This window comes from Streptomyces sp. NBC_01618, assembly GCF_045209435.1.
In the GTDB taxonomy this organism is placed as follows: domain Bacteria; phylum Actinomycetota; class Actinomycetes; order Streptomycetales; family Streptomycetaceae; genus Streptomyces.
This window is the reverse complement of the sequence record NZ_CP109297.1, coordinates 6,080,619-6,100,487: the sequence shown is the minus strand read 5'-3', so window position 1 is coordinate 6,100,487 and position 19,869 is coordinate 6,080,619. Positions and strand designations below refer to the sequence as shown.

Here is a 19,869-nt window from a genome sequence, read left to right as displayed (position 1 = left end):
CCTACTGCTGCTACTACACGGCGGAGGGGACCGGCCGTCGGTCGCTCCCCTCCATACCAGCCGCTGACGACGAGGTACGGGATCGAGCTGTCCCGCAATCAGCCGCGTTCGAAGCAGTGCGAGTGGCCGATGACGGAGAAGCCGCGGCGCTCGTACCAGTGGCGCGGCCAGTCCGCCGCGTCGGCGGTCAGGAACCGGGTAGCGCAGTCCGCGTCAGTGGCCAGGCGCAGGGCGGTGGTCAGGACGGCGTCGGCGTAGCCGCGCCCGAGGTGGGCCTCCGAGGTGATCAGGTCCTCGATCTGGGCCGTGCCGGTTGCCGGGTCCAGATAGAGGTCGGCCCATGAGGCGACCTCGCCCTCCTCCGTGCGGGCACCGATGAAGTGAACGACGTCGGCCCCGCGCCGGCGAGCCTCGCGTCGGTCGACGAGGTGGCGTACGACCTCGTCGTCGACGTCCGGAAGGAAGCCCCGCCATCGCCGGGTGAGTGGGGTACGTATCGCGTCGAGGTCCATCTCCTCCGCGGGTCTGCCGGCCGGTACCGGGCCTGCGTGCAGCATGACCACATAGGTGGAGTGGGCGTATCCGGCCCGGATCAGCGGCTCTGCGCACGCCATTGCGACTTCGTCGTCGAGGACGGAGATGTGTCGGTGTGGCAGATGCCCCAGTGCTTCCTCCGCGATGGCCGGCAGCGCCTCGGCGTCGACGGCCGTGTCGATGACGATCTGGTTGTTCGCGTGGGAATGGGCGAAGGTGTCGTCGTATACGGCGAACCCGCCGGGGAGCTCGACGATCTGTGCGGCCTGGCGGCGGGCGAAGGCGGACAGGAAGGTGTTGATCCGCTGAAGTTCTGAGCTTGGCATGTGGGGAGCCTACGCAGCCGTGAACCATGGCCGCCTTCGAGTTGGCCCCATGGGGAACACTTCTCGGGCCCCTCGGGCCACTTCGCCTTCGGGATCCGCATGGGGGACGAGCTCCGATCCGTGATCCCGGATGATGGGGCGGCGGCCGAACGGCTCGGCCTCGGGGAGCCGCTGGACGCGTTCCGTCGGCGGAGGTGGCGACACCACAGGGTGGCGGTCGAGCGTGAGGTTCGTGTCCCGCCGCGTGTCGTCGCGATGCATTGAACCCAATGTCGATGCATCTCTTACGCGACGTCCCTCGTCTCCACAGAACCAAGACGCGGGAGAGGGTGCCGACCCGGTGGTCGACACCCTCTCTCAAGTGGCGTTCCAGCGCCCTCAGCAGCAGATGCTCAATGCTGCATCAGACGCAGTTCCGCTCATTCTCAGCTGCAACCGCTGGTCGAGCCGCAGCCCTCGCAGATGTAGCAGGACCCGGCGCGCTGCATCTTCGTACCGCAGGAGAAGCAGAGCGGTGCGTCCGCGCTGATGCCCAGCTGCATCTCGACGAGCTCCGCCGAGGTGTGCGCCGTCTTCGGCGCCGGCTTCTCGGCCTCCTGCACAGGGGCCACCGCCTTCAGGGGCTCCGTCCGCACCGGGGCGGACTGGGCCAGGGCTTCGACGTCCAGCTCGTCGTCCTCCAGGGAGGGCTCGTACGAACCGGTGTCGAGGTGACGCTGGCGCTCCTCGGCCGAGTGGATGCCGAGTGCCGAGCGGGTCTCGAAGGGCAGGAAGTCCAGCGCGAGGCGGCGGAAGATGTAGTCGACGATCGACTGCGCCATCCGCACGTCCGGGTCGTCCGTCATACCGGCCGGCTCGAAGCGCATGTTGGTGAACTTCGAGACGTACGTCTCCAGCGGGACGCCGTACTGCAGACCGACCGAGACGGCGATGGAGAAGGCGTCCATCATGCCCGCGAGGGTGGAGCCCTGCTTGGACATCTTCAGGAAGACCTCGCCGAGACCGTCGTCCGGGTAGGAATTGGCGGTCATGTAGCCCTCGGCGCCGCCCACCGTGAAGGAGGTGGTGATGCCGGGACGGCCCTTGGGGAGGCGCTTGCGGACCGGGCGGTACTCGACGACCTTCTCGACCGCGCTGCGGATGGTCTCCTCGGCCTTGGCCGTGACTGCATCCGCTGCGGGCTTTTTCTTCGCGGAGAGGGGCTGGCCGACCTTGCAGTTGTCGCGGTAGATCGCGAGCGCCTTGACGCCCATCTTCCACGCCTCGAAGTAGACCTCTTCGACGTCCTCGACGGTGGCTGTCTCCGGCAGGTTGACCGTCTTGGAGAGCGCGCCGGAGATCCACGGCTGGATCGCGGCCATCATGCGCACGTGGCCCATCGCGGAGATGGAACGCTCGCCCATCGCGCAGTCGAAGACCTCGTAGTGCTCGGCCTTGAGACCGGGGGCATCGATCACATTGCCGTGCTCGGCGATGTGGGCGACGATCGCCTCGATCTGCTCCTCCTGGTAGCCCAGGCGGCGCAGGGCCTGCGGGACGGTGCCATTGACGATCTGCATCGAGCCGCCGCCGACCAGCTTCTTGAACTTGACCAGGGCGAGGTCGGGCTCGAGGCCGGTGGTGTCGCAGGACATCGCGAGACCGATGGTGCCGGTGGGCGCGATGACCGAGGCCTGCGCGTTGCGGAAACCGTTCTTCGCGCCGAGGCGGATGACGTCCTGCCAGGCCTCCGTCGCGGCGGCCCAGATCGAGTTGTCCAGGTCGTCCATGTGGACGGCCGCGGCGTTCGCATCGGCGTGCTGCTTCATGACGCGCTGGTGCGGCTCGGCGTTGCGGGCGTAGCCGTCGTACGGGCCGACGACCGCCGCGAGCTCCGCGGAGCGCTTGTACGAGGTGCCGGTCATCAGCGAGGTGATGGCACCGGCGAGGGCGCGGCCGCCGTCGCTGTCGTACGCGTGGCCGGTCGCCATCAGCAGGGCGCCGAGGTTGGCGTAACCGATGCCCAGCTGGCGGAATGCGCGGGTGTTCTCGCCGATCTTCTGCGTCGGGAAGTCGGCGAAGCAGATGGAGATGTCCATCGCGGTGATGACCAGCTCGACGACCTTGGCGAAGCGCTCGGACTCGAAGGACTGGTTGCCCTTGCCGTCGTCCTTGAGGAACTTCATCAGGTTCAGCGAGGCCAGGTTGCACGAGGTGTTGTCCAGGTGCATGTACTCGCTGCACGGGTTCGAGCCGTTGATCCGGCCGGACTCCGGGCAGGTGTGCCACTGGTTGATCGTGTCGTCGTACTGGATGCCCGGGTCGGCGCAGGCCCAGGCGGCCTCGGCCATCTTGCGGAAGAGGGACTTCGCCTCGACCTCTTCGATGACGTCACCGGTCATCCGGGCACGGAGCCCGAACTTGCCGCCGGACTCGACGGCCTTCATGAACTCGTCGTTCACGCGGACCGAGTTGTTGGCGTTCTGGTACTGGACGGACGTGATGTCGTCGCCACCCAGGTCCATGTCGAAGCCCGCGTCGCGCAGGGCGCGGATCTTCTCCTCTTCCTTCACCTTGGTCTCGATGAAGTTCTCGATGTCGGGGTGGTCGACATCGAGAATGACCATCTTGGCCGCACGCCGGGTGGCGCCACCGGACTTGATCGTTCCGGCGGAGGCGTCGGCGCCGCGCATGAAGGAGACCGGTCCGGAGGCGTTGCCGCCGGAGGACAGCAGCTCCTTGGAGGAGCGGATACGGGAGAGGTTCAGGCCGGCGCCGGAGCCGCCCTTGAAGATCATGCCCTCTTCCTTGTACCAGTCGAGGATCGACTCCATGGAGTCGTCGACGGCCAGGATGAAGCAGGCCGAGACCTGCTGCGGCTGGGGCGTACCGACGTTGAACCAGACCGGCGAGTTGAAGCTGAAGATCTGGTGCAGGAGGGCGTACGCCAGCTCGTGCTCGAAGATCTCGGCGTCCGCGGGAGAGGCGAAGTAACCGTGGTCCTCGCCGGCCTTGCGGTACGTCTTCACGATCCGGTCGATGAGCTGTCGCAGACCGGTCTCGCGCTGCGGGGTGCCGACGGCCCCGCGGAAGTACTTGCTGGTGACGATGTTGACCGCGTTCACCGACCAGAAGTCGGGGAACTCGACGCCACGCTGTTCGAAGTTGATCGAACCGTCGCGCCAGTTGGTCATGACGACGTCACGGCGCTCCCACGCCACCTCGTCGTACGGATGCACGCCGGGGGTGGTGTGGATGCGCTCGATACGCAGGCCCTGCTTGGTCGCAGTCGACTTGGATCCCTTGGCTCGGGAACCTCGTGCCGGGCCGCTCGCCGTCTCTGTCATGCCGCCTCCCATATGTGGGCAAAAACGCCCTGAAGTGCCCAGAACTTCCCGGGGCACAGTCTGTCTCTGATGCTTCGTGTGCCGCGCACAGCACCCGGAGCAGGTCTATACAGCCGCCTGCCGCCGATCCACGGACCCGTGTCGATCGGCCGGTGTCGCTCAGTCGACGGCGACGGCGGGCACGGGGACCTCAAGGGTCTCGCCGGTCCCGCGTTCCTCCACGGGAGGCCGCCGCTCGCGGAGCTCCGCGATGGCGGCCTCGAAGTCCTCAAGTGTGTCGAACGCCCGGTACACGGACGCGAAACGCAGGTACGCGACGAGGTCGAGTTCCTGCAGGGGGCCGAGGATGGCCAGACCCACGTCATGGGTGGTCAGCTCGGCGCTGCCGGTGGCGCGCACCGCCTCCTCGACCCGCTGGCCGAGCTTGGCGAGGGCGTCCTCGGTGACCGGCCGCCCCTGGCATGCCTTGCGCACACCAGAGATGACCTTGGTACGGCTGAAGGGTTCGGTCACACCGCTGCGCTTGACCACCATCAGCGAGCAGGTCTCCACCGTCGTGAAACGGCGGGAGCAGTCGGGGCACTGACGGCGACGACGGATCGACGTGCCGTCATCGGTGGTGCGACTGTCGACGACCCGACTGTCGGGGTGCCTGCAGAAGGGGCAGTGCATGGCTCCCAACCCTCCTTCACAGCACGACTGAATAGCCTCTTCAGGGCCCGTCAGGGCCCCTCGAAGCAGTCTCAAGCATAGGCGATGGCCGCACTCCCGGCGGACCGGGAACCACAACTTCTGGGCGGCTGGAGCAATCCAACCACTAGATCTTGGGTTTGGTCGCGCATTCGGCCCTAGTGCGTGTCGCGCATCTCGGGCGGCCAGCAGGCAGCGTACGGCCGACCACGAGGTTACGGGAACCGTGCGGCTGCCAGGATTGCGGGGCCCCGCCTGTCGGACCCCGACAACACCCCAGCCGGAACCGGACCGCCCCCTTCCAGGCCCCCGGACGCCGACCGGAGGCGCGACCCCCCGCGTGGCGACGCCGCGCCGGCGGACGCTAGCGTAATGACCTGAATCGCCGCCCGACCGTCCGAACCCGACCGTCCGAGCCGACCGTCCGCGCCGACCGGTCGGCGCGACCGACCGGCCCCGCGCGGGGCCCCGGCCGCTTCGGCGTCGCGCATACACCCAGCAGTGAACACACGACAGACTTTTATTAGTTTTTCACTCGAACGTGTGTTTGGCGCAACCTTTCGAAAGCTACTACCGTTGTCCAGCTAGGGAGACCATTCGAGAGGGGCCGACGTGACCACCACCGCAGACAGTGCCACCATCACTGCCCAGGACCGCTCCCAGAGCCGACTCGAGCCGGTGCATGCCATGAATGACTCAGTCACGAACACGGAGGGGCCGGAACCCGTGCGCCCAGCGCGCTCGCTGCCCGGCCGACCTCCAGGAATCCGGGCGGACAGCTCGGGGCTCACGGACCGGCAGCGGCGCGTGATCGAGGTGATCCGGGATTCCGTGCAGCGGCGCGGGTACCCGCCCTCGATGCGGGAGATCGGTCAGGCGGTGGGCCTGTCCAGCACGTCCTCCGTCGCCCATCAGCTGATGGCCCTGGAGCGCAAGGGCTTCCTCCGTCGCGACCCCCATCGCCCGCGGGCGTACGAGGTCCGTGGCTCGGACCAGCCCAGCTCGCAGCCCACCGATACGACCGGGAAGCCCGCGGCGTCGTACGTGCCGCTCGTCGGCCGGATCGCAGCGGGTGGCCCGATCCTTGCCGAGGAATCGGTCGAGGACGTCTTCCCGCTGCCCCGCCAGTTGGTCGGTGACGGTGAGCTGTTCGTCCTCAAGGTCGTCGGTGACTCGATGATCGAGGCGGCGATCTGCGACGGCGACTGGGTCACCGTGCGCCGCCAGCCCGTCGCGGAGAACGGCGACATCGTGGCAGCCATGCTGGACGGCGAGGCCACCGTCAAGCGCTTCAAGCGGGAGGACGGCCATGTGTGGCTGCTCCCCCACAACTCCGCGTACCAGCCGATCCCTGGCGACGAGGCGACGATCCTCGGCAAGGTGGTGGCGGTGTTGCGGCGGGTGTGAAGGCTCGCCCACTCCGACCGGGCCCCGGGATCCACTGCGCCGATCCCGGGGCCCTTCCTGTGCCGTCGTCCGCCCCGGGGGCCCACGGACACCGGGCCCTGAGCGGACGGGCTACTGGCCGTTGGCCTTGGCCGCCGCGTCGATGGCCGCGAGCGAGCGGCGCGCCTGGTTGCGGTCGGTGGTGTACCAGAAGTCGGGCAGCGAGGCTCGTAGGTAGCTGCCGTACCGGGCGTTGGCCAGCCGCGGATCGAGCACCGCGACGACGCCCTTGTCGCCCGTGGCCCGTACCAGTCGGCCGGCGCCCTGGGCCATCAGCAGCGCCGCGTGCGTCGCCGCGACAGCCATGAACCCATTGCCGCCGGCCTCCTCGACCGCCTTCTGGCGTGCGCTCATCAGCGGGTCGTCGGGGCGTGGGAACGGGATCCGGTCCATGACCACCAACTGGCAGCCTGCCCCGGGCACGTCGACGCCCTGCCAGAGCGACAGCGTGCCGAAGAGACAGGTCTCGGGATCGGCCGCGAAGTTCTTGATCAGCTCTCCGAGGGTCTCCTCGCCCTGCAGCAGGATCGGCTTGTCGAGCCGGCCGCGCAGTTCCTCGGCGGCGGCCTGGGCCGCCCGCATGGACGAGAACAGCCCGAGCGTGCGCCCGCCCGCCGCTTCCACCAGTTCGGCGAGCTCGTCCAGCATGTCGGTGCGGGAACCCTCGCGTCCCGGCGTGGCCAGATGCCTGGCGACGTACAGGATGCCCTGCTTCGGGTAGTCGAACGGCGACCCTACGTCGAGCCCCTTCCACTGCGGAAGGTCGTCGCCCGCGGTGCCTTCGGGAGCGAGTCCGAGCGACGCCCCCACTCCGTTGAAATCCCCGCCGAGCTTGAGCGTGGCCGAGGTGAGAACGACGGACCGGTCGGCGAAGAGCTTCTCGCGCAGCAGTCCCGAGACGGAGAGCGGGGCGACCCGCAAGGAGGCGCCGAAACGGTCGTGACGCTCGTACCAGACGACGTCGTACTCCGAGCCCTGGGTGATGCGCTCCGCGACGCCGTGAATCGCCTCCACCGAAGCAAGGGCCTGCTTACGGACGGCGTCCTCGTCCTGGACGGACTTGTCGCGGGTGGCGCCGATGGCCGAGATCACCGTACGCGCGGCGTCGCGCAGCGCCAGCAGTGCGTAACCGAGGTCCTCGGGGACCTCCTCCAGACGGCCGGGCAGTGCCAGCTCCATCACCCGCTCGAAGCCCTCCGCCGCGGTCTGCAGGGCGTCGGCGGCCTTCTCGTTGACCAGCTTCGCCGCGCGGCGCACGGCGCGGTTGACCTGGCCGGGGGTGAGTTCGCCGGTGGCGACTCCGGTGACTCTGGAGACCAGCTCGTGCGCCTCGTCGACGATCAGTACCTCGTGCTGCGGGAGTACCGGGGCGCCTTCGATGGCGTCGATGGCGAGGAGGGCGTGATTGGTGACGACGACGTCGGCGAGCTTGGCACGCTCACGGGCCAGCTCCGCGAAGCACTCCGCGCCGTACGCGCACTTGCTTGCGCCCAGGCATTCGCGGGAGGAGACCGAGATCTGCGCCCAGGCGCGGTCGGAGACGCCCGGGGTGAGGTCGTCGCGGTCGCCGGTCTCGGTCTCGTCCGACCAGTCCCGCAGGCGGAGGAGATCCTGGCCAAGCTTGCTCGACGGAGCCGCGGCCTCGAACTGATCGAAGAGCCCCTCCTCCTCGTCCTGCGGCACACCTTCATGGAGCCGGTGAAGGCAGAGGTAGTTCGACCGGCCCTTGAGCATGGCGAACTGGGGGCGTCTGCGCAGCAGCGGATGCAGGGCGTCGACCGTACGCGGAAGGTCGCGCTCCACGAGCTGGCGTTGCAGCGCCAGGGTCGCCGTGGCGACCACGACACGCTCCCCGTGCGCCAGCGCGGGCACCAGATAGCCGAGGGACTTGCCCGTGCCGGTACCGGCCTGGACGAGCAGATGGGCGTTGTCGTCGACAGCCTCGGCAACGGCCGCGGCCATGGCCGCCTGGCCAGGGCGTTCCGTACCGCCGACGGCGGTCACGGCGGCGTGCAGGAGCTCGGGGAGAGATGGCTTCGTCATAGCCCGACCACCCTACGGGGCACCACTGACAACGGCGATCACTCCCGGACTCAGACGGAGAGGTGGAGCGGATTCGGAACAGTCCCGTGGATGGCCGCGTGCGGGCGACGGGGGCGGTCCCGGTATCCGTCCACATGCAGACGGTTGCGGTTCAGACAGAGACGTTCGATGCGGGGCGTCAGCATGTCGAACATCTCGAACCTCTCCTTGAGCTCGGGAAAACGGGCATGATGCCGCAGTATCTCGGCCCGCACGAGTGACCAGAAATCGGCCTCCGGAACTCCGAGCTGTTCCTCGCACAGCGGGGAGAGGAACCGGAAGACACCGATGAACAGCCCGGCGTGAATGAACTGGGTGAGGAAGGAGGGCTCCTCCGTGAGCAGGATGTCGCGTACGTCCGGCGGCATCGAGTCGTGCTCCGGCAGCGGCTGGGAGCTGATGTTCACGTCGTCGACGAAGTCCTTGATCGCCAGGCGCACTGGTACATCCCGTTCGTCGAAGACGACGATGGCGTTCTCGCCGTGCGGGGAGAACACGGTGCCGTAGCGGTAGAGGAAGTGCAGCAGCGGCGGGAGCAGCGCCCCGAAGAGCCGCGTCAGCCAGGCGGTGGGAGTCAGTCCCGAGCGGGCGACGAGCTCGGCCGTGAAGGCTCGGCCCCGGGCATCGGTGTGGAGCAGCGAGGCGAGCGTCCGGGCCCGCTCGCCCGGCGCGAGCCTTGGCTGGAGGGGCTCTCGCCAGATCGCGCCGAGGATCTCCTTGAACTGGTACGGCGTCTCGGGGAGGCGGTCGTAGAGCGGATGCTCGACGGTCACGGAGGCGACCTCGCCGAGCAGGATGACGCCGCAGGTGTCGCGCAGAAAGGTGTCCTCGTCGCGCAGGCCCTGGACCCAGGTGGTAACTGCGGGGGCCGCGAGGGTGCGTTCGGTCGGAAGTCCTCGCCAGACCAGCGTGTTGAGGATCGACAGGGGAAGTTTGACGGTGTGCCGGTCGGGGCGGGTCACATTGGCGAAGGTGCGGATGGACTGCTGCGGCAGCCGGAGGTCCGCGTCGGCATGGAGCGGGACGATTTCACCTGCGGCGATGGCCGGAGCGAAGACCGGAATGATCCATTCGTCCCATTGCCAGGGATGCACGGGAAGACAGAGGTAGCCGTCGGGGTCGAGGTTGCGGGCGCGGAGCACGGCGGCGAAGGAGTCGCGGACCGACGGGTCGAGTTCCTGTGCGTACAACTGCTCCGGGGCCGCCAGGCCGGGCACGCCGCGGTAGGCGGCGATCCGGGTGGAGACAGCGATCCACGGCAGCCCGACCGGCCTGCGGGCCTCGGGCGTGTAGCGGGCCGCGTCGGTGGCGGAGAAGCCGAGACGCCCTTTGTTGGCGACGAGCCAGGGGTGACCCGTCTGGTGCCCTTCCAGCTCGGCGTAGTCGAGGTCGGCCAGCCGGCGGGCGGAGAGCGCGGTGTGATCGAGCCGGGCGTCGGCGGCCAGGGTGGTGGTGATCTCGCGGATGAGATGGCCGAGGGTGGCGCCGTCGATCCCGAGGAGGTGGCGAGCGCGGGCGAGGAACTGCAGCGGATCCCGGAAGGGGACGGCGTCGGCGTTCCGGTCCTTCAGCGGATCGCGTACGGGGACGGCGTTCCGGTCCTGAATCGGATCCGCGGGCCCGCCGCGGGCGCTGTCGCGCGTCGATTCCGTGGGGGCTCCCCGGTCGTTGTCGCGCGGCCGTTCTGCCGGCGCGTCCCGGTCGCTCGTGCCTGCCGCTCCGGCCGGTGCCTCCCGGGTACCCCCGGGCGTCTCCAGGATCGACTCGGGGGCGATGTGCCAACCGCCGTACACACCCCGCCGGGCACCGAAAGTCAGCGTTCCACCGTCGTCGAGCGTGAGGGTGTACGTATTGCCGCCGCCGGCCTGCCCGAGCGGCTCGGTGGCTTCCCGTTCGGTGGCTTCCCGTTCGGTGGCTTCCCGTTCGGTGACTTCCCGTTCGGTGACTTCCCGTTCGGTGGCTTCCGGCTCGATCGCTTCCGGCTCGATGACTTCCTCGTAGGCGAATTGACCGAGCATCTTCGCGAGCAGTCGGGCGGCGGCTCTGTCCCAGACCGTCCGGTTCAGTTCTGGCGTGCTGAGCAGCGCGTCGGACTCCGCTGAATCAGGGCTCGCAGGATATTTCGGCACGGGGACTCCTCCGGGTGGAACCGATGGGGTTCGAGCGGTGTACGCGTTGCAGCGGTTCGTTCAGTGCGTCGAGTTCGTCCAGTTCGTTCAGTTCGTTCACAGCTGGGCACGGTGGGTTCGGTCACGGACCATCAGGGCAGCTCGTTTGTCGGGGAGTTCAACTTCCGCGAAGAAGCGGAAGCCGGCACTCAGGAAGGCGGAGACGGAGGGGGTGTTACGCAGATCGGGCTCCGCGACGACCCGCGCGCACAGGGGGCGGTTGTCGAGCACGAGGTCGGCGACGGCCCGGAGCAGGGTCGTACCGACGCCGCGTCCACGGTTGTTCACGCCTCCGATGAGAAGGTGGATTCCCGTGTCGTGCGGGCGAGCGGGGTAGTGGCGCGCCAACGGATCGAGATCCGCGCGATAGATCTCCCAATAGCTCATGGGTACGCCGGCCAGCACACCGAGGCACGGGACGCTGCGTCCGTCGCCGTCGAGCTGAGGACGCAGATGAGCGGCCGTGACAGATTCGGATCCGGCGAGTTCCCAGAACGCGGCGACCGCCGGGTCGTTCATCCAGCGGCTGATCACGGCGAGATCGCGTTCCAGCCGCACGGGGACGAGTTGGAACACGCCGGCCGGGGTGGCCACCGGTCCCCAGTCGGCCGGGTGGTCGAGCAGACCGGAGGAGGCCGCCCTGCTCACCGTCGCGTGCGTGCCCGCGGTCGGGCCCGCGCCATCCGGTGCGGATGACGCGGGCCCGATCAGCGGTAGCGGGTGTGCGGCGGTCGCCGGTGTTTCCTCCCTGAATACGGCGAGGAGTTCTTCGGAGAGCGGCAGGTCCAGGGTGTCCTCGGCGCCCGTGTCGGTCTGTGGGGCAGGTCCGGGACCGGCGTCGGTGTGCGCATCGGCGGGAGCCACGGTGTTGCTCTCCTCTCGGCGGTTCAGGCGGTGGTCATCGTCCTTCAGACATACAGGGGGTTGGCAATGGTGACGTACACGGACTGGGTGTCGACAGGTCCGACGAGCTCGTCGAGGCCGTGCAGCCGGGTCAGCAGGTTGGCCTTGCACCGCAGTTGGGGGTTGTCCAGCAGGTGTGCGGGCAGCGGCGAGCCGAGGGCGGTGGCCGAGCCGAGGAACCGGCGGAACGCGGCGATGAGTACGTGTTCGTCGGCGAGGCGCTGGGCCCCGAAGGCTCCGATCAGGCCGAACACATTGTTGATGCCGAGGTAGTAGGCGAAGCGTTCGTCGGTGACCGCGTCGGAGACGAAGGTGTCGCTGGCCGATCCGATGCCGGGGAGCTGGTGCTCCAGTGCTGCGCGGTGGGAATCCCGGAAGTAGTAGCCCTGGTTGTCGCGGTACCGGCCGCCGACGGGCCAGCCGTGCGGGTCGAGCAGCACCAGGGTGTTCTGCTGGTGGGCTTCGAGGGCCACGCCCGCGTGTGCGTCGAGCCAGAGCACGGGGCGTACGACGCGGTCGAGGTAGCGCAGGAACCACTCGGTGGCGACGGCTCCCACCGCTCTTCCGGTGGCGGCGGCCAGGGAGAGAACGATCTCGGCGAGGCGTGAACGCATGCCGGCCCGGCCGGGCCAGGGGCGCGGGGCGGTGAGCGCGGCGATGCAGACGGCGTCGTCGTACGGGCCGAACGGGTTGTGGCGCAGCATCACGTCTAGGCCCGCGACGGGCTCTCCGTCCGGGCCGTCGACGGCGAGCCAGGCGGGGTCGCGGACGATGTCGAAGCCCGGGTGGACGGCGTGCCACTGCGCGGCGAGTCCGCTGCGGAGCAGCCGGTGGACCTCAACTCCACGGTGGAGTTCCTTGCGGAGGTTCTCACGACGGGAGTTGGTGATGCGGACGCCGAGGGAGAGCTTGAGCATGACCTCGGCGCCGGGCCGATGCACGGTACGGACGGAGGAGGTGGGGTGCCAGTGCTGCCCGTACGGTCCCAGGTCGTGGAGGAGTCCGGCGTCGAGCAGGGCGACCACTTCGGGCCGGTGGCCGAGTTCGCGGGCCTGCCAGGGGTGGAGCGGAATCGGTGCGGTGTTGTCGGGGAACTGCATTCCTCCGGCGTGGGAGGTGACCAGTTCCGTGGCCGGCACGGGACGGCCTCCGTCGGTCCAGGCGGAGTCGGTGGCCAGCACGGACCGGTCGACGGCCATCCAGTGCAGCGGGAAGGAGCCGTGCAACTCGGGTGAGTAGCGGCGGGATTCGGAGTCGGAGAGGCCCTCGCGGCTCTTGGGGGTGGGGTGGAGCGGGTGTCCGAGGAGAAGCGACTGCTCGGCGGTGAGGAAGAAGTCCGCTTCCGGCGGGGCGTCCGGAGTGCGGCGCCGTTCGGCGATGAAGCCGGCGGTCCGCCGTACCGAGTCGGCGACCCGGGCCACCATGTCTGCGCCTTCGTGGTGGTCGGCCTCGCGGCCCAGGAGAGCGGCGACCGTGACGGCGTCGGCCACCGGTGCTCCTTCGGGGGCCCCCTCCAGGACAGGCGTGCCGAAGCGGTGCCAGCCCGTGGCGGACCAGTAGACGACGGGGACGAGCAGCGCGGTTCCGCTTGCGGGGAGGGGGATCCGGAGCATGTCCCCGGCCGGCCGGGGGAGGTCGCTCTCCCGGACCCAGCAGCGGAGCAGGTTCTCGGTTCCCGCCGTGTCGGCGGCGCGCAGCGGATCAGGATGGTCGAGGAGGTCGGCGGATGCCGTGCCGGTGTTCGCGCACTTCGGGGCGTACCGCTCGTCGTGCGGTGCCGCTTTCTGGCGCGGCACGGTGGTGTGCTCGACGACGAGGCTGCCGGTGAGTGCGTCCTGTCCTCGCTGCTGGGAGGGGGGAGGGCCGTCGGCCTGGGGCGCGGGGGTGGGGTTCACGGCGGTCTTCCTTGTGATGGTGTCCGGGGTCAGCGGATCGACCCGGTCGTGTTCCTGCGGTGCGGCAGGCGCTCGGCGGCTGCCAGGGCGTCGGCGAGGCGGTCCACGACCGCTGTTGCCTGTTCGTCGGTGAGAGTGAGGGGCGGCAGGAGCCGTACGACGGTCGAGTGGCGTCCGCCGAGTTCGACGATGAGCCCGCGGCGCAGACATTCCTGTTGGACGGCGGCGGCGAGGGCCGGGGCGGGCGGCGGCTCGGGGCTGCTGCCCTGCGGAGCGGCCTCCGGGTCGACGAGTTCCACTCCGATCATCAGGCCCCGTCCGCGGACGTCTCCGATGGACGGGTGGTCCGTGGCCAGCGCCTGGAGGCGTGCGACCATCCGGGCGCCGAGCATCGCCGCACGCTCGGCGAGCTGGTTCTCCCGCACGAAGGAAAGGGTGGCCGTACCGGCCGCCATCGCGAGTTGGTTGCCCCGGAAGGTGCCGGCGTGGGCGCCCGGCTGCCAGATGTCGAGCTCGGAACGGTAGACGATCACTGCGAGCGGGAGGGAACCGCCGATGGCCTTGGAGAGCACCATGACATCGGGCACGATCCCGCTGTGTTCGACCGCCCAGAAGGCACCGGTGCGGCCGACGCCCGTCTGGACCTCGTCGGCGATCAGGGGGACGGACCGGGTCTCGGTGATCTCGCGCATCCGGCGCATCCAGTCGTCGGGGGCGGGGTTCACGCCGCCCTCCCCCTGCACCGGTTCGAGGATCATTCCGGCCGGCGCGGGTGCGCCTCCCTTGGGATCGTCCAGGAGGCTCTCGGTCCACCGGGCGGCCGTCTCCGCGCCGCGCGCGCCGCCGATACCGAAGGGGCAGCGGTAGTTCTGCGGGAAGGGCAGCCGCGTCACCCGGACGTCCTCGGCGCCGCCCGACGCGGCCAGGGCTCCCGCCGTCATCCCGTGGTAGGCGCCGGTGAAGGCGAGGAGTCCGCTACGGCCGGTCGCGGCACGGACCAGTTTGAACGCCGCCTCCACGGCGTCCGTACCGGCCGGTCCGCAGAACTGGATCCGGGCGTTGTCGGCGAACTGCCGCGGCAAGGTGGCGAACAACTCCGTGGTGAAGGCGTCCTTGACCGGGGTCGCGAGGTCGAGCACGTGCAGCGGTGCGCCCGAGTCGATCACTTTCCTGATCGCCTCCAGGACCACCGGGTGGTTGTGCCCGAGCGCCAGGGTGCCGGCCCCGGAGAGACAGTCGAGGTACCGCCGCCCGTCCGCACCCTCGATGGTCATCCCACGGGCCCGTACCGGCACGATCGGCAATGAACGCGCATAGGTACGGGCGGCGGATTCGCGCAGCGATTGGCGGCGCAGGATCCCTTCGTGCACCGCCGGTGCTGCCACCGGAGCTGGTTCGGTCACGGCCACGGCTGTTGGTCCTCCTGCTGTAACAGTTGCGTCGCACGTAGTTACGTCGGCGTACGGACGGACTGCGGGGATGAACGCTGTCCTCGAGTCCCTCGCACGTACCAACGACGCCGGTCACGGTGGATCACGGGTAAATCCGAAGATCCTTGCGGGGGCGGAACCGTAACCCTGCTGCGTACCGTCCCCATCGGCACCGGCATAGTGGGGGCCGCACGGAGGGCTCGGGCAGTTTTTCGGGTGTCCAGCGGACGTTCGGAGCAGACAGCTCGGAGCAGTACCGAAGTGCAGTACAGAAGCGTTGAGTTACGAAGTCCCAGGGGGATCACCACATGCGACTCATTCGACCAGTTCCCACCACCCGTCGGGGAAGCGCGGGCCGCACGCGTTCCTCGGCGCTCGCCGTGGCCGCGGTCGCCGCGGTCCTCGTACTCACCGCCACCGCCTGCGGGCCCGACGAGGACAATGCCGGCAACAAGCCCAGCAGCCCGGCCGGCCAGTCCTCGGACGGCAAGATCACCATTCCGGACGACCTGAAGGACCGGCTCAAGGAACACGGGATCGATCTCGACCAGTGGAAGAACGGCGAGTGGAAGAACTGGGACAGGGACAAGTGGCTGCGCGAGGCCAAGGACTTCGTCAATCCGATCATCGAGGGCCTCTGGGACCCGGACCGGATGCGGGATGCCGACAAGTCGCCGGAGAAGCCGGTCGACAATGACATCTCGGGCGATGTGGGCGTGACGGACCCGACGCCCGCTCCGGTCCAGGCCACCGGCGTCCGGACGCCGTACCACGCCAACGCCGCGGAGTCCGGGAAGCTGCTGTTCGACAGCCCCGAGGGTTCCATGGTCTGCTCCGCGACCGTGGTGAAGGACCCGGCGCACCCCGGGAAGTCCAACCTGGTGTGGACCGCCGGGCACTGTGTGCACGCGGGCAAGAAGGGCGGCTGGTACCGCAACATCGCCTTCGTGCCGTCGTACAACAACAGCGGTCTGTCGACCGCCGAGCTGAAGAAGGCGACCAAGCAGGAGATCGCGCCCTACGGTGTGTGGTGGGGTCAGTGGGCGCAGACGTCCGACCAGTGGATCTCGCAGGGCTCCTCGGTCGGCGGGCAGGGCGCCCCGTACGACTTCGCGGTGCTGCACGTCACGCCGGAGAAGGGCTCGACGGGCAAGTCCCTGGAGGAGACGGTCGGCTCCGCGCTGCCCGTCGACTTCAACGCCCCGGCCGTGCCGGAGATCGCCGACATGACGGCCACCGGCTTCCCGGCCGCTGCGCCGTACGACGGTCAGAAGGCGTTCCAGTGCGCCGACAAGCCGGGTCGGCTCTCGCTGACCGCGCAGGACCCCACGATGTACCGCATCGGCTGCACCATGACCGGTGGTGCCTCCGGTGGTGGCTGGGTCGCGGCAGGCCGGGACGGCAAGCCCGCGTTGGTCTCGAACACCTCCATCGGCCCGGTGACGGCCGGCTGGCTGGCCGGGCCTCGGTTCGGCAAGGAAGCCAGGGGCGTCTACGAATCGGTGAGCAAGAAGTACGCGGGACAGTGACGACGGACCGCCAACCGGACCGGTCCGGTTGACGGTGACGGTCCATCGGGGCCCATTGCGCGGCAGTTGCCCGCCGGGGGCCCTTCCGGTGCTCCGGGTGGGCGGCGCCCACGTGGCGCGGAGCACGGACCGCGCCGTCATAGGGTGGGCCTCCATCCGCTGTGGCCGTTGGTCCCGTCGCCGCCTTTTGAGTGCCGAGTTCATGGCAATTTCGACTGGGCCGTAGTTCGCCGGCCGGTAACAGCTCCACCGGCGTCCTTGAAGTTCCGAGCCTGCACGGCCGAACGCCCTGAGCCGGCACGACTGATGGCCGAACGACCGACGGCCGAACGACCGACGGCCCGCTCCCGACAAGGGGAGCGGGCCATCGGTCCGTACTGAGCCGTACCGCGCTTGCCGTCAGTGCGCCACGGGGACGAACGAGGAGAGCTCGGCCGCCAGTTCCTCATGGACCCGGGCCTTGAGCAGGGTGCCCTCCGACGTGTGTTCCTCGGAGATCACCTCGCCCTCGGCGTGCACCCGGGAGACGAGTCCACCCTGGGTGTACGGCACGAGCGCCTCGATCTCGACCGAGGGCCGGGGCAGTTCCGCATCGATGAGGGCGAGCAACTCGTCGATACCGGCGCCGGTACGCGCCGAGACGGCGATCGCGTGCTTCTCGATGCGCAGCAGCCGCTGCAGCACCAGCGGATCGGCCGCATCCGCCTTGTTGATCACCACGACCTCGGGCACGTCCACCGCGCCCACGTCGCGGATCACCTCGCGCACCGCGGCGAGCTGCTCCTCCGGCACCGGGTGCGAGCCGTCCACCACGTGCAGGATCAGGTCGGACTCGCCGACCTCCTCCATGGTGGAGCGGAACGCCTCGACGAGGTGGTGCGGCAGATGCCGTACGAACCCGACGGTGTCGGCCAGGGTGTAGATCCGGCCGCTCGGCGTCTCGGCCCGGCGCACGGTCGGGTCCAGGGTGGCGAACAGGGCGTTCTCCACGAGGACACCCGCACCGGTCAGCCGGTTGAGCAGCGAGGACTTGCCCGCGTTGGTGTAGCCGGCGATCGCGACCGACGGCACCTTATTGCGCTTGCGTTCCTGGCGCTTGATGTCGCGGCCGGTCTTCATCTCCGCGATCTCCCGGCGCATCTTCGCCATCTTCTCGCGGATCCGGCGCCGGTCCGTTTCGATCTTGGTCTCACCGGGACCACGGGTGGCCATACCGCCACCACCGCTGGAACCGCCGCCGCCCATCTGACGGGAGAGCGACTGTCCCCAGCCGCGCAGTCGCGGCAGCATGTACTGCATCTGTGCCAGCGAAACCTGCGCCTTGCCCTCCCGGGACTTGGCGTGCTGAGCGAAGATGTCGAGGATCAGGGCGGTCCGGTCGACCACCTTGACCTTGACGACGTCTTCCAGGTGGATCAGCTGGCCGGGGCTGAGCTCACCGTCACACACAACGGTGTCGGCCCCTGATTCGAGGACAATGTCGCGCAGCTCCAGCGCCTTGCCCGAGCCGATGTAGGTGGCCGGGTCGGGCTTGTCGCGGCGCTGGAAGACGGCGTCTAGCACCAGAGCGCCCGCCGTCTCCGCGAGTGCGGCGAGCTCCGCGAGGGAATTCTCCGCGTCCTGCACGGTCCCCGAGGTCCAGACGCCGACCAGCACCACACGCTCCAGGCGCAGTTGCCGGTACTCGACCTCGGTGACGTCCTCGAGCTCGGTGGAGAGTCCCGCCACACGCCGCAGCGCTGCTCGCTCCGAACGGTCGAACTGCTCGCCGTCCCGCTCTCCGTCGATCTCGTGGCTCCAGGCGACGTCCTCTTCCATCAGGGCGTCGGCCCGAAGGCTCTCGGTGAGGCTCTCGGTGACATTCTCCGTAGCGCTCTGCGCTTCCTGCGCGTCCTGGGGAAGGGAAGAAGAGGAGGTCATTGGATCCTTACGTCGATGGAATTCCGTTACATCAGTCACAACGCGTGACCTCTCCCGATGATTCCCGCTGTCGGAAATCCAGGTCGGGCCGCCGCGGCGACCCGACGATAGTGGCATGGTCCGCGGGGCCCGTCACTCGGGTTTACCGCTGTCCGGCGGGCTTGGCGCTGTGCCAGTCCGGGTGCCCCGGCATCGGCGGGGTCTTCGCGCCGTACAGCCAGCCGTCGAAGAACGTGGTCAGGTCGCGGCCTGCGGTCTGTGACGCCAGCCGGACGAAGTCCGCGGTGGCGGCGTTCGAGTCGCGGTGCTTCTTCACCCACGTCCGCTCCAGGCGGTCGAACGCGCTCGCGCCGACCTCCTGGCGCAGCGCGTAAAGGACAAGTGCGCTGCCGTCGTACACCACCGGCCGGAACAGGCTGAGCTTCTGTCCGGGCGCCGGAATGTCGGGGCGGGCCGGCGGGCCGCCCGCGGCGCGCCAGCCGTCGGACTTGGTGTACGCCTCGCGCATGCGGCCTTCCAGTGCCTTGCCGGCGTGCTCCTCGGCGTAGCGGGCCTCGTACCAGGTGGCGTGTCCCTCGTTGAGCCACAGATCGGACCAGGCGTGCGGGGAAACACTGTCGCCGAACCATTGGTGGGCGAGCTCGTGCACCATGATCGACTCGACGTACCACTCGGGGTAGGCGGTCTGGGTGAACAGGGACCGTTCGAATAGCGAGAGCGTCTGGGTCTCCAGCTCGAAGCCCGTGTCAGTGGCGGCGACCAGCAGTCCGTATGTCTCGAAGGGGTAGCGGCCGACCTGCTTTTCCATCCATTCCAGCTGAGCGGGTGTCTTGGCCAGCCAGGGTTCCAGCCGCTTGCGGTCGGCGCTCGGTACCACGTCGCGCACCGGCAGTCCGTGCGGCCCGGTGCGTCGCAGGACGGTGGAACGGCCGATGGTGACCTGGGCCAGTTCGGTGGCCATGGGGTGTTCGGTCCGGTAGGTCCAGGTGGTGTCGGTGCCGTGCCGGACCGTGCCCGCGGGCAGGCCGTTGGCGACCACCGTGAGGTCCTTGGGCGCGGTGATCCGGAAGGTGAACATGGCCTTGTCGGCGGGGTGGTCATTGCTCGGGAAGACCCGGTGTGCGGCATCGGCCTGATTCGCCATGGCCAGTCCGTCGGCGGTGCGCAGCCAGCCGCCGCTGTCCCGGTCGCCGCGCGGGTCGCTGGTGTGCCGGACGGTGATGTGCAGCGGCACTCCGGCCGGGAGCCGGCCGGGCGGCTGGATGACCAGGTCCTCGTCCGCCACGGCGAAGTCGGCGCGCAGACCGTTGATTTCGACCGTACGGACCGTGCCCCGGGTGAAGTCGAGGTTGATCCGGTCCAGCGGTTCGGTGGTCCGCGCGTCGATCGTGGTGACGGCGTCCAGCGGCTTGCTGTTGTTGCCGTGGTAGGTCAGTCCGATGTCGTAGGAGAGGACGTCGTACCCGGGATTGCCGAGGTGCGGGAAGAGTGGATCGCCGATGCCGAGCGGCACGGGTGAGGGGAGGGCGGCGGCAACGAGGGCGGCCGATGCGGTGGCCAGCAGAGCGGCCCGCAGACGGCGGGAGATGAACGGCATGAACTACCGCTACCAGCGACTCC

At 69.2% G+C, this 19,869-nt stretch carries 12 protein-coding genes; 2 read left to right on the top strand and 10 right to left on the bottom strand.

Annotated features, from left to right (window positions below):
- Nucleotides 1–98: 98 nt before the first annotated feature.
- The 3 genes from OH735_RS28280 to nrdR all read right to left on the bottom strand — a co-directional run bounded on the left by OH735_RS28280 (nt 99) and on the right by nrdR (nt 4,858).
- On the bottom strand, nt 99–860 hold the full coding sequence (locus tag OH735_RS28280; RefSeq protein WP_406384444.1) for a GNAT family N-acetyltransferase: 762 nt from the start codon (nt 858–860) through the stop codon (nt 99–101).
- A gap of 425 nt (nt 861–1,285) precedes the next feature.
- On the bottom strand, nt 1,286–4,186 hold the full coding sequence (locus OH735_RS28275) for a vitamin B12-dependent ribonucleotide reductase (protein ID WP_406384443.1): 2,901 nt from the start codon (nt 4,184–4,186) through the stop codon (nt 1,286–1,288).
- A gap of 159 nt (nt 4,187–4,345) precedes the next feature.
- Nucleotides 4,346–4,858 carry a transcriptional regulator NrdR gene (nrdR, locus tag OH735_RS28270; RefSeq protein ID WP_406384442.1) on the bottom strand — a complete coding sequence of 171 codons (513 nt, stop codon included), beginning with the start codon at nt 4,856–4,858 and terminating at the stop codon, nt 4,346–4,348.
- 630 nt (nt 4,859–5,488) lie between these two features.
- Here nrdR and lexA point away from each other — a divergent pair.
- Nucleotides 5,489–6,283 carry a transcriptional repressor LexA gene (lexA, locus tag OH735_RS28265; protein ID WP_093898912.1) on the top strand — a complete coding sequence of 265 codons (795 nt, stop codon included), beginning with the start codon at nt 5,489–5,491 and terminating at the stop codon, nt 6,281–6,283.
- Between the two features lie 111 nt (nt 6,284–6,394).
- Here lexA and OH735_RS28260 read toward each other — a convergent pair whose 3' ends face one another.
- The 5 genes from OH735_RS28260 to OH735_RS28240 all read right to left on the bottom strand — a co-directional run bounded on the left by OH735_RS28260 (nt 6,395) and on the right by OH735_RS28240 (nt 14,779).
- Nucleotides 6,395–8,365, bottom strand: a complete 1,971-nt coding sequence (locus OH735_RS28260; RefSeq protein ID WP_406384441.1) for an ATP-dependent DNA helicase — start codon at nt 8,363–8,365, stop codon at nt 6,395–6,397.
- Nucleotides 8,366–8,415: 50 nt separating this feature from the next.
- Nucleotides 8,416–10,422 carry an IucA/IucC family protein gene (locus tag OH735_RS28255; RefSeq protein ID WP_406386779.1) on the bottom strand — a complete coding sequence of 669 codons (2,007 nt, stop codon included), beginning with the start codon at nt 10,420–10,422 and terminating at the stop codon, nt 8,416–8,418.
- Nucleotides 10,423–10,629: 207 nt separating this feature from the next.
- Nucleotides 10,630–11,436 carry a GNAT family N-acetyltransferase gene (locus OH735_RS28250; protein WP_406384440.1) on the bottom strand — a complete coding sequence of 269 codons (807 nt, stop codon included), beginning with the start codon at nt 11,434–11,436 and terminating at the stop codon, nt 10,630–10,632.
- A 44-nt stretch (nt 11,437–11,480) separates the two neighbouring features.
- Complete coding sequence (locus OH735_RS28245) at nt 11,481–13,370, bottom strand: IucA/IucC family protein (protein WP_406384439.1); 1,890 nt, start codon at nt 13,368–13,370, stop codon at nt 11,481–11,483.
- Between the two features lie 29 nt (nt 13,371–13,399).
- Entirely contained in the window at nt 13,400–14,779 is a 1,380-nt protein-coding gene (locus OH735_RS28240; protein ID WP_406384438.1) for a diaminobutyrate--2-oxoglutarate transaminase family protein, read from the bottom strand.
- Nucleotides 14,780–15,108: 329 nt separating this feature from the next.
- Between OH735_RS28240 and OH735_RS28235 the strand changes: the two genes are divergently transcribed.
- The gene (locus tag OH735_RS28235) at nt 15,109–16,329 is read left to right on the top strand and encodes a trypsin-like serine peptidase (RefSeq protein WP_406384437.1); all 1,221 of its coding nucleotides are present in this window, start codon (nt 15,109–15,111) and stop codon (nt 16,327–16,329) included.
- 399 nt (nt 16,330–16,728) lie between these two features.
- Here the strand turns inward: OH735_RS28235 and hflX are convergent, their stop codons facing one another.
- Together hflX and OH735_RS28225 are read right to left on the bottom strand one after the other, a co-directional pair.
- Complete coding sequence (gene hflX / locus OH735_RS28230; RefSeq protein ID WP_406384436.1) at nt 16,729–18,249, bottom strand: GTPase HflX; 1,521 nt, start codon at nt 18,247–18,249, stop codon at nt 16,729–16,731.
- Between the two features lie 142 nt (nt 18,250–18,391).
- The gene (locus tag OH735_RS28225; RefSeq protein ID WP_406384435.1) at nt 18,392–19,846 is read right to left on the bottom strand and encodes a M1 family metallopeptidase; all 1,455 of its coding nucleotides are present in this window, start codon (nt 19,844–19,846) and stop codon (nt 18,392–18,394) included.
- Nucleotides 19,847–19,869 lie beyond the last annotated feature (23 nt).